This window comes from Yersinia sp. LJYL362 (assembly GCF_048323875.1).
The window spans coordinates 1-11,096 of the sequence record NZ_JBLWEX010000125.1 but is presented as its reverse complement, the minus strand read 5'-3'; the positions used below and the strand labels follow the sequence as shown (position 1 = coordinate 11,096).

The following is an 11,096-nucleotide window of genomic DNA, read 5'->3' as shown; positions in this document are numbered from 1 at the left end:
TTGTAGCAATAATTGACACGATTCCGCTTGACGCTCGGTAAGGTTTTTGTAATTTTACAACCAACCTTTTATTCACTAACAAATAGCTGGTGGAATATATGACTATCAAAGTAGGTATCAACGGTTTCGGCCGTATCGGTCGCATTGTTTTCCGTGCTGCTCAGGAACGTTCTGACATCGAAATCGTTGCAATCAACGATCTGTTGGACGCTGACTACATGGCATACATGCTGAAATACGACTCTACCCACGGTCGTTTCGACGGTACTGTAGAAGTAAAAGACGGCCACCTGGTTGTTAACGGTAAAACCATCCGTGTTACCGCAGAGAGAGATCCGGCTAACCTGAAGTGGAACGAAGTTAACGTTGACGTTGTTGCTGAAGCAACTGGCCTGTTCCTGACCGACGAAACGGCACGTAAGCACATTGCTGCTGGCGCGAAGAAAGTGGTTCTGACTGGTCCGTCTAAAGACGACACCCCTATGTTCGTTATGGGCGTTAACCATAAAGAATACGCAGGTCAGGAAATCGTTTCTAACGCTTCTTGTACTACTAACTGCCTGGCTCCACTGGCTAAAGTTATCAACGACAAGTTCGGTATCGTTGAAGCGCTGATGACCACTGTGCATGCAACTACCGCTACTCAGAAAACTGTTGATGGCCCGTCTCACAAAGACTGGCGCGGCGGCCGCGGCGCATCCCAGAACATCATCCCTTCTTCTACCGGTGCGGCTAAAGCAGTAGGTAAAGTTATCCCAGCCCTGAACGGCAAACTGACTGGTATGGCGTTCCGCGTTCCTACTCCTAACGTTTCAGTTGTTGACCTGACTGCACGTCTGGAAAAACCAGCTTCTTACAAAGAAATCTGTGCTGCCATCAAAGCGGCTTCAGAAGGCGAGCTGAAAGGCGTTCTGGGTTACACCGAAGACGACGTTGTTTCTACCGATTTCAACGGCGAAAAACTGACTTCAGTATTCGATGCTAAAGCCGGTATCGCGCTGAATGACAACTTTGTGAAACTGGTTTCTTGGTACGATAACGAAACTGGCTACTCAAACAAAGTTCTGGACTTGATCTCTCACATCTCCAAATAATGGATTGATGTAGATTTCTGCCAAAAGCCACCTCCGGGTGGCTTTTTTATTACTGATACATTGTGCTTCTTCCCTCACCCCATTGCCCCACTACAAATAAAATTGCGCAATATCAATGATTCACTACTCGGTTAGCGCCGATTTGCTGCAAGATATAAAGCCTGTGATATTATCGAAAGTCTGAAGCTCAATGGATCTCTAGCCCCTTTGCTCATAAGGTCAAACGAATGAACGAGAAAGTCTTCACCCTACCTGTTGTTGAACAAATTTCACCTTATATCAGCCAGCGCCAGTTGGATGAACTGCCAATCGTAGTGGTTTCCCATCCGAAGGTGCGTGCCGCTGTCAGCTTGCAAGGTGCTCATTTATTGGCTTTCCAACCGAGTGGTGAGCAACCGATTATTTGGTTGAGTAATAACACGCCATTTAAAGACGGTGTCGCTATTCGTGGCGGTGTACCGATCTGTTGGCCTTGGTTTGGCCCATCAGCGCAACCTTCTCATGGTTTTGCTCGTTTACTGCCATGGAAGCTCAGCGCCCATGATGAAAATGAGAATGGGGTTATCTTGACCTTCACTCTGGAAGACAGCGATGCATCTCGTCAATTCTGGCCACACCCGTTCACTTTGATTGCCCGTTTCAAGCTGGGCGAAGAATGTGAAATGGAATTAGAATCACACGGTGATTATGAGGCAGTTGCTGCCTTGCACACTTATTTCCAGATTGGCGATATCAGCCAGATTAAGATCAGTGGCCTGGGCGAAAAGTACCTTGATAAAGTGCTGAAAATTGCTGATGCAACGCAACAAGGTGATTTGGTCTTTAACGGTCAGACCGACCGCATCTATACCCACCCTGAAGCCTACAGCCTGATAAAAGATGCCGCGCTGAAACGTACCATTGAAGTGCATCATCATCATCAAAGTGATGTAGTTGCATGGAATCCAGGTGCTGAACTGTCCAGCAGCATGGTTGATATGCCAAATGATGGCTATAAAACAATGGTTTGTGTAGAAACTGCGCGGGTGAATAAACCGTTGGTCGCCAAACAAGATTCCCCTGCACGTCTGGCCATGACCATTCGTAGTCGCAAGAATGCCCAATAATAGCTGATATTGCAGACACAAAAATGGGGCACAAAGCCCCATTTTTTATTGTTCAGATAGGGTGCGTGATAAATTAACGGAAGGTATATGTGACCCCAGTCCACAGTACGCCGGTCCAGGATGCATCTACCATTGGGCTATTCTTCACTTCATTTGCCAGGTGAATATAACGACCAGTAAAGAAAGCATTCCAGTTTGGATTGATATTGTAGTTTGCCGTCAACTCCAGATATGGTGACCAGCTATCACTAGGGCTGTACTGGGCCAGTCCACTGCGGGCGGACTCCCCACGGCTCACACCATAGTAGTACTTATTCTGATCTTCACTGTTCCAGGCAACACCAACGCCCGGAGTCAGCGTCCAGCTATCAACACTGAAACGATAGAGATAAGCCAGATCGCCGACAAAGCCGCCGCTGTTATCCAGCACGTCGCCGGAGAACATGGCGCGTAAAGTCCCCCAATCCTCGATATGGGAATAAGACATACCCGCCATCAAAGTGCTACGGCGTTTATCCAACTGCTTCATCTGCTGGTCGTCACTATCGCCCGGCGTAAAATGTAGAGGCAAATAATAGGCATCAATCGATAAACGATTGTTGTCATCTTTCCATAGGTAATAACCCGCAGCCAGTGTGCGGAAATAGAAATTATCACTTTCATAAGAAACGATAGGCACTGGGTAAACACGGTCATTCTTACCGCGATATGGGTCAGGGCTGACTAATGCTGAGGCCCCCAAAGACCATGTTCCTGCCATCGCAGTAGGCATACAAACTGCCGTAGCTACAGCCAACGCTGCCAGTGTTTTGACTTGCTTCGTTTTTATGTAATGTTTTTTCACGGAAAGATCCCTTTGGTAACAAAATCGTTAGTTAACTTAGTGTAAATCAATTGCTTGCCCGTGGCGAAATCTTTACACACCCAGGCGCAAAATTAGTCTTCCCTGCACAACTTATCGCCGATATGCCACAAATTGACAACCTAAAAATTTACGTAGATTTGATTACAATAAAATAACAAGATATTCAAATAGATAATCTCAATTAATCATATATAAAACACTGTAAATGAAATAAAAAATAGATTTAATTACCGAATAATGGTTATTTATTGTACTTGGGGTGGCAAATCTGTGGTTAATGTCAACTTGACCTTTATGAGAGACGCGACCATAACAATAAGGTAGTAGTTTCAAAATTTTAACCCAATAAAGCGCTACTATTATTTTATGTTCCCAACCATTCAAACAGGACGGGCATCGCTATGAACATATTTGATCACTACCGCCAACGCTATGAGGCTGCCAAGGACGAAGAGTTCACACTGCAGGAGTTCCTCACCATCTGCCAGCAGGATCGCAGTGCGTATGCCAATGCGGCTGAACGTCTGCTGATGGCTATTGGTGAGCCTGTCATGGTTGATACCGCGCTCGAATCTCGCATGTCTCGGCTGTTCTCCAACCGAGTTATCGCCCGCTACCCTGCTTTTGAAGAGTTCTATGGCATGGAAGAAGCCATAGAGCAGATCGTTTCTTACCTTAAACATGCGGCTCAAGGGTTAGAAGAGAAGAAACAGATCCTGTACTTGCTCGGCCCTGTGGGTGGGGGTAAATCATCACTGGCTGAACGTTTGAAAGCACTGATGCAACGGGTGCCTATCTATATTTTAAGTGCTAATGGTGAGCGCAGCCCGGTCAATGACCATCCATTGTGCTTATTCAACCCGCAGGAAGATGCGGCTATTTTAGCCAAAGAATACAATGTTCCTAGCCGTTATCTCGGCACAATCATGTCGCCGTGGGCGGCCAAACGCCTGCATGAATTTGGCGGTGATATCACCAAATTTAAAGTTATCAAAGTCTGGCCTTCTATTCTTGAGCAGGTCGCGATTGCGAAGACTGAGCCGGGTGATGAAAACAATCAGGATATTTCTGCTCTGGTGGGTAAGGTTGATATCCGTAAACTGGAGAACCATGCCCAAAACGATCCTGATGCTTATGGTTATTCCGGGGCATTGTGCCGCGCGAACCAGGGGATTATGGAATTCGTCGAGATGTTCAAAGCGCCGATTAAGGTGCTGCATCCCCTGCTGACAGCCACTCAAGAAGGGAACTATAACGGTACCGAGGGGATCTCTGCCCTGCCATTCAGCGGCATTATCCTCGCGCACTCTAACGAATCAGAGTGGGTGACATTCCGCAATAACAAGAACAATGAGGCCTTCCTTGACCGTGTTTATATCGTCAAAGTGCCCTATTGCTTGCGGGTATCAGAAGAGATCAAGATTTACGACAAGCTGTTGAATCACAGTGAATTAACTCATGCACCTTGCGCCCCAGGGACGTTGGAAACACTGGCACGCTTCTCCATTCTCTCAAGGATGAAAGAGCCGGAAAACTCGAGCATTTACTCCAAAATGCGGGTGTATGACGGTGAAAGCCTGAAAGATACTGACCCGAAAGCCAAGTCTTATCAGGAGTATCGCGACTATGCTGGGGTTGACGAAGGGATGAACGGTCTTTCTACCCGTTTTGCCTTCAAGATCCTGTCACGGGTATTTAACTTTGACCATGCAGAAGTGGCAGCTAACCCGGTACACCTCTTCTATGTGCTGGAACAACAGATTGAACGCGAACAATTCCAGCAAGATGTCGCGGAAAAATACCTCGAGCATCTGAAAGGCTATTTGATCCCGAAATATGCCGAGTTTATCGGCAAAGAGATTCAGACTGCCTATCTGGAATCCTACTCTGAGTACGGTCAAAATATTTTCGACCGCTATGTTATTTACGCCGATTTCTGGATTCAGGATCAAGAGTACCGCGATCCGGATACCGGGCAACTGTTTGACCGTGAATCGCTGAATGCTGAACTGGAGAAAATTGAAAAACCTGCGGGTATCAGCAACCCGAAAGACTTCCGTAATGAAATCGTCAACTTCGTGTTGCGCGCCAGAGCCAATAACAATGGCCGCAATCCAAATTGGACCAGCTATGAGAAGTTACGCACGGTTATTGAGAAGAAAATGTTCTCTAACACTGAAGAGTTGTTGCCGGTTATCTCCTTTAACGCCAAGACCTCAACGGATGAACAGAAAAAACATGATGACTTTGTCGATCGAATGATGGAGAAAGGTTATACCCGTAAACAGGTTCGTTTACTGTGCGAATGGTATCTGCGGGTCAGAAAATCATCATAACCTGTTGTCGAATCACCCTAATATTACAGGTACAGCTTTCGCGGTGTGGCTGTGGTGCCAGTCAGCACAGCCACTGTGTGGAAGATGCAGGGAATAGAGGCAGGGGGAGATATGGGCTACTTTATTGACAGACGACTTAACGGTAAGAATAAAAGCATGGTTAACCGCCAGCGCTTTTTGCGCCGCTATAAGTCGCAAATTAAACAATCGATTTCTGATGCCATCAATAAAAGGTCAGTAACTGATATTGAGAGTGGCGAGTCAGTATCGATTCCCATTGACGACATCAATGAGCCGATGTTCCATCAGGGCCGTGGCGGATTACGCCATCGGGTGCACCCCGGCAATGATCATTTTGTCACTAATGACCGTATAGAGCGCCCACAAGGTGGTGGCGGCGGCGGCAGTGGTCAGGGGAATGCCGGTCAGGACGGTGAAGGCGAGGATGAGTTTGTCTTTCAGATTTCCAAAGACGAATATCTTGATTTGCTGTTTGAAGATTTAGCGCTGCCTAACCTGAAGAAAAATCAGTATAAACAACTGACCGAATTTAAAACCCATCGTGCGGGTTATACCTCCAATGGCGTTCCTGCCAATATCAGTGTGGTGCGTTCACTGCAAAACTCATTGGCCCGCCGTACTGCCATGACGGCCAGTAAACGCCGCGAACTGCACGAATTGGAAGAGACACTGAAAGTATTGGAAAACTCGGAACCCGCGCAATTACTGGAAGAAGAGCGGGTACGCAAAGCCATTGCCGAATTGAAGCAAAAAATCGCCCGGGTGCCTTTTATTGATACCTTCGATTTACGCTATAAGAACTATGAACGACGCCCGGAACCATCAAGTCAGGCAGTGATGTTTTGCTTGATGGACGTGTCAGGATCTATGGATCAAGCCACCAAAGATATGGCAAAACGGTTTTATATTCTGCTGTATCTGTTCCTGAGCCGGACTTATAAAAACGTGGATGTGGTGTATATCCGCCACCACACACAAGCTAAAGAAGTTGATGAACAAGAATTTTTCTATTCGCAAGAAACCGGCGGGACCATTGTTTCCAGTGCGCTGAAACTGATGGACGAAGTGGTGCAAGAGCGCTATGACCCAGCACAATGGAATATCTATGCAGCTCAAGCTTCGGATGGCGATAACTGGGCTGATGATTCACCTCTGTGTCATGAATTGCTGGCGAAAAAAATTCTTCCCGTGGTGCGTTACTACAGTTATATCGAGATAACCCGCCGTGCCCATCAAACGCTGTGGCGGGAATATGAAGACTTACAGGCAAAATACGAGAACTTTGCCATGCAGCATATACGGGAGCCGGAAGATATCTATCCGGTATTCCGTGAGTTGTTCCATAGGCAGACTGTTGATAATTAACTATTATACCCGTCATACTTCAAGCTGTATCTGTGTTGGCTGCCTTCATTCACCCCAGTCACTTACTTATGTAAGTTCCTGGGGATTTTCTCAGTTGCCGCCGTCCTACAACTCGAATTATTTAGGGTAAATACTGGTCGGTCATCTTTTTCTGCAACAGAAATAGCTTTCCGGCTTTTTAATGCGCTAAAATTACCACTCCCTCGCTAATTCTCAGAGCTAACCCAATGAAATGGCATGATGGACTGCGACAACCGGGTGTATTGGCGGCATTAACTGCCGCGGTGCTGTTTGGTGCGGGAACCCCGCTGGCAAAACAACTGCTGAATACCGTTAGCCCATGGTTGCTGGCCGGTTTGCTGTATTTAGGATCGGGGGTAGGTTTGGCGCTATATCGGTTGATAACCCGCCCGGCTACCGTTAAGTTACCGCGTAATGAGTTATGGTGGTTTATCGGTGCCATTAGCGCCGGTGGGATCATTGCACCGGTGCTACTGATGATAGGCCTTACCGGTATGCCCGCATCGGGAGCGTCACTACTACTCAATGCTGAAGGGGTATTCACTGCCCTGCTCGCCTGGTTTGCTTTCAAAGAAAACTTTGATCGCCGTATTGCTTTGGGCATGGTAGTGATTGTGGCGGGTGCCGCTATTCTGAGCTGGCCGGGAGAAGCCCGCTTTGCCGGATTGTGGCCAACGTTGGCTATTCTCGGGGCCTGTTTCGCGTGGGGAATTGATAACAATCTGACCCGTAAAGTCTCGCTGACGGACGCCACCTGGATTGCTTCGGTCAAAGGCTTGGTGGCGGGTGTGGTGAATCTCGGATTAGCATTTGCCCTTGGCGCAACTTTGCCGCCGCTGACCAATCTGGCCGGTGCCCTGCTGGTAGGGTTCTTTGCCTATGGCGTGAGCCTGGCACTGTTTGTTATTGGTTTGCGCCACCTCGGTACCGCCCGAACCGGCGCTTACTTCTCTATCGCGCCTTTTTTAGGTGCGGCATTGGCAGTCGCTATGGGTGATGCTATAACAATCCCCTTGATCGTCGCTGGGCTATTGATGGCAATCGGGATTGGGTTGCATCTGACTGAACAACATGAGCATCAGCACCACCATGATGACTTATTGCATGAGCACCAACATCTCCATGACGAACACCACCAGCATTCACATGATTTCCCGGTCAGCGCCGATGTGCCACATAAGCACCCTCATCGGCACCCACCGATGGCGCACTCTCATCCTCATTTTCCTGACTCGCACCATCGCCACAAACATTAGTCACAAACATTAATCACAAATATGACTCATAAACATTAGCAGTATATAAATCACCACGTTAGCGCCTATTTCCTTCAATAAACACCAGGCAGGTATTGGTAAACAGCATAACTTACCAATTAACATCAATGGCTTGTTCTACCTGCCAAATAACCTAATATAGGAACATTCTTATTTTGGCTGTGTTGCAGAGATGACTGTGCGCTCCTTACTCATACTGATTTTATCTTTATCATTTATTCCCCTTTGCCAGGCGGTTTATAACCCCAAAGAATATAATATTTGGCATATTCAGGGTGGCGTTTTATACGGGGCCACTCAAACAGAAGATGAGGAACCGGTGCTTATCAGTATTGCCGGCCCCACCACTCACTGGGCGAATATGGTGATTTCACTGATAGCCAGTGAACCCTGTGATATCAACAAAACCACCACTGAATTTGCGTTTAATAATGACATGTTAACGGTTGAGTATGCCTGCCTGACCACCACAGATCATACCGTCATCAGCTATACCCTGCATGATGCCGACAAGGTCAACAAACTCTACAATCAACTCAAATCGGGCTTTACCATCACATTGGATAAACGCATTAAAGTTTGGGCGGCCAACATTGGCACCCCTATCAACAGTGACTGACGCAGAGGCCGCTTTATTGATCATCGAGCTGGCTAAAACGCAGCGTCAGATAATCCAGCACACTGCGCACTGAAGGCAATAAACCACGTCGTGAGGGGAAGACGGCATGGATAATTTCATGACGCAGTGACCACTCAGGTAGCAGGCGAATTAATTCACCTGCGGCTAATTGCTCCGTCACCATCATGACAGGAAGCTGCACCGCCCCAACACCGCTCAAAGCCGCGCTGCGTAATGTGGTCATATCAGCGGTCACCAGTCGCGGTTGATGATAAACCGCCGCATGCGCGCCTTTAGGCCCGTCTAAATCCCAAATAAACGCCTGTTGAGGCTGCCCCAGCCCAAGACTAGGCCAGCCCGTCAAATCAGCCGGTACTTTCACCTCCCCAAGGCGGGCAATCAATTCAGGGCTGGCGACCAGGCACTGACAGCGGTTGCCCAAAACCTTCAATACCAGATCACTGTCTTGCAACGGTGGTGGCCGAACCCGAATCGCAATATCTATGGCTTCAGCAACTGGGTCAACCTGCCGATTGGTCGATTCGAGATGCAACGTCACCAAGGGGCAACTGGCCATGAAGTCGGCCAACATGGTGCTGACCGTCGCCTGCAACAGCGCCACTGGGCAGGTGATGCGCACCACACCGCGTGGTTCGGCTCGCGTTAACTCTATCGATTCTTGTGCCGCTTTGGCTTCTTCCAACATCGCTTTGCAGTGTTCGTAATAGGTGCGCCCGACATCCGTCACCGCAAAGCGCCGGGTTGAGCGCTGAATTAATCGCACCCCCAGCCGCTCCTCCAATAAAGCCAACCGCCGACTCAGTTTTGATTTGGGCAAACCTAATACTCGGGCGGCAGCACTGAATCCGCCATGCTCTACCACCTCTGCGTAATAATAGAGATCGTTAAGGTCCTGCATACCCCGCCTCTCAGTTGCTTATCATTGTTCCAATAATAGAACACTGATAACTAATTTTGCTATCTACTGCCGAAATTATCCTGAATATATACTTTATCCAACTTGTGGCCAGGCGGATTGAATAGTCTGGCTGCTATACCTTATTAAGGCTGTTGTAAGGAGAATACGATGAAAAAAGTTCAAGGTATTTATCGTGCGCCGCGCCAACATTGGGTCGGTGATGGTTTCCCGGTTCGCTCACTGTTTTCATACCAGAGTCATGGCAAACAACTCAGCCCGTTCCTGTTGCTGGACTATGCCGGACCGATGGATTTCACCCCGACTCAGCATCGCCGTGGTGTTGGGCAACATCCACATCGTGGATTTGAAACAGTGACCATTGTGTACGACGGCGAAGTTGAACATCGTGACTCTACCGGTAAAGGTGGGATTATTGGCCCCGGTGATGTGCAGTGGATGACGGCAGGTGGCGGTATTTTGCATGAAGAGTTTCATTCAGATAACTTCGCACAACAGGGTGGGCCGTTTGAAATGGTGCAGTTATGGGTCAATTTACCGGCAAAAGATAAAATGACCGCACCCGGTTATCAGGCGATTCGCAGTGAAACCATTCCTCAGGTCGCATTACCTGAAGGTGCTGGTAGTCTGCGCGTTATTGCCGGTGATTATGCCGGGGAAAATGGCCCAGCCAAGACTTTCTCGCCCTTGAATGTCTGGGATATCCGGCTAAATCAAGGGAAAAGCACCGAGTTCTCCCTGCCCGATGGCTGGAACACGGCCCTGATTGTGTTGCGCGGCACCGTGCAGGTTAATAGTGATGCCATTGCCCGCGATGCAGAGATGGTGTTGCTGGACTCTACCGGCAGCAATGTCACGATTGAAGCTAATAATGATGCTGTGCTGTTATTACTCAGTGGTGAGCCAATTGATGAATCCATCATCGGTTACGGCCCCTTTGTAATGAACACGCAGGAGCAAATAGCCGAGGCTATCGCTGATTTTAATAGTGGCCGTTTTGGTTCGATGGATAATCACCCATAACCACTGAACGACCCGCCATTACCTGATATCGTTATTATCAGGTAATGGCATTCAGCTTGTTATCAAGCCCAGATATCAACCAGCCCGATACTCACCGCAAATCCCCTCTTTCCCTCCCCGGTTATCGACTAAACTTAATGTTATATTCTGTACAAAAAATAGCATCAGCATAAATAAGACGGCGGTATTTTTTTCCCTGTGGCGCTTTAATTCACATTTGAATATTTGTCATTAATCTTATTCTATTTATAAACAAATAGTGATATTCCAATAGCCACGGTGATAATTTCGCTCAAACAACAAGCAACAAGACTGCCAAGCGATTCTTTTTCCTAGGAATTAATCATGAAAGCCAAAAAAACAGTAGAATGGCAGAAAAAAGGGCAGTCTGAGTACAACGAAAATAATGCCTTATTAAGCGCATTAGATCAT

The 11,096-nt window shown here is 47.7% G+C and carries 9 protein-coding genes; 7 read left to right on the top strand and 2 right to left on the bottom strand.

Annotated elements, in window-relative coordinates; all coding sequences use genetic code 11:
- Positions 1-98 precede the first annotated feature (98 nt).
- Both gapA and ACNSO8_RS05665 read left to right on the top strand, forming a co-directional pair.
- Positions 99-1,094 (top strand): glyceraldehyde-3-phosphate dehydrogenase, encoded by a 996-nt coding sequence (gene gapA / locus ACNSO8_RS05670; RefSeq protein ID WP_005162909.1) that lies wholly within the window; start codon positions 99-101, stop codon positions 1,092-1,094.
- 227 nt (positions 1,095-1,321) lie between these two features.
- Positions 1,322-2,200, top strand: a complete 879-nt coding sequence (locus ACNSO8_RS05665) for a D-hexose-6-phosphate mutarotase (protein WP_019079536.1) — start codon at positions 1,322-1,324, stop codon at positions 2,198-2,200.
- A 73-nt stretch (positions 2,201-2,273) separates the two neighbouring features.
- Here the strand turns inward: ACNSO8_RS05665 and ACNSO8_RS05660 are convergent, their stop codons facing one another.
- A complete protein-coding gene (locus ACNSO8_RS05660) occupies positions 2,274-3,044 on the bottom strand; it encodes a MipA/OmpV family protein (protein ID WP_005169267.1) in 771 nt (256 codons plus the stop codon).
- A 422-nt stretch (positions 3,045-3,466) separates the two neighbouring features.
- Between ACNSO8_RS05660 and yeaG the strand changes: the two genes are divergently transcribed.
- The 4 genes from yeaG to ACNSO8_RS05640 all read left to right on the top strand — a co-directional run bounded on the left by yeaG (position 3,467) and on the right by ACNSO8_RS05640 (position 8,704).
- Entirely contained in the window at positions 3,467-5,401 is a 1,935-nt protein-coding gene (gene yeaG, locus ACNSO8_RS05655) for a protein kinase YeaG (protein WP_019079537.1), read from the top strand.
- Between the two features lie 111 nt (positions 5,402-5,512).
- On the top strand, positions 5,513-6,787 hold the full coding sequence (locus ACNSO8_RS05650) for a YeaH/YhbH family protein (RefSeq protein ID WP_418394069.1): 1,275 nt from the start codon (positions 5,513-5,515) through the stop codon (positions 6,785-6,787).
- Between the two features lie 227 nt (positions 6,788-7,014).
- Entirely contained in the window at positions 7,015-8,064 is a 1,050-nt protein-coding gene (locus ACNSO8_RS05645; RefSeq protein ID WP_418394068.1) for a DMT family transporter, read from the top strand.
- A gap of 193 nt (positions 8,065-8,257) precedes the next feature.
- Complete coding sequence (locus ACNSO8_RS05640; RefSeq protein ID WP_418394067.1) at positions 8,258-8,704, top strand: hypothetical protein; 447 nt, start codon at positions 8,258-8,260, stop codon at positions 8,702-8,704.
- A gap of 13 nt (positions 8,705-8,717) precedes the next feature.
- On the opposite strand, the gene ACNSO8_RS05635 is transcribed toward ACNSO8_RS05640, so the two are convergent.
- Complete coding sequence (locus ACNSO8_RS05635; RefSeq protein ID WP_418394066.1) at positions 8,718-9,623, bottom strand: LysR family transcriptional regulator; 906 nt, start codon at positions 9,621-9,623, stop codon at positions 8,718-8,720.
- Between the two features lie 168 nt (positions 9,624-9,791).
- Here ACNSO8_RS05635 and ACNSO8_RS05630 point away from each other — a divergent pair, with 168 nt between their 5' ends.
- Positions 9,792-10,664: a pirin family protein gene (locus tag ACNSO8_RS05630; protein WP_418394065.1), complete on the top strand. Its 873-nt coding sequence runs from the start codon at positions 9,792-9,794 to the stop codon at positions 10,662-10,664.
- Positions 10,665-11,096: the final 432 nt, after the last annotated feature.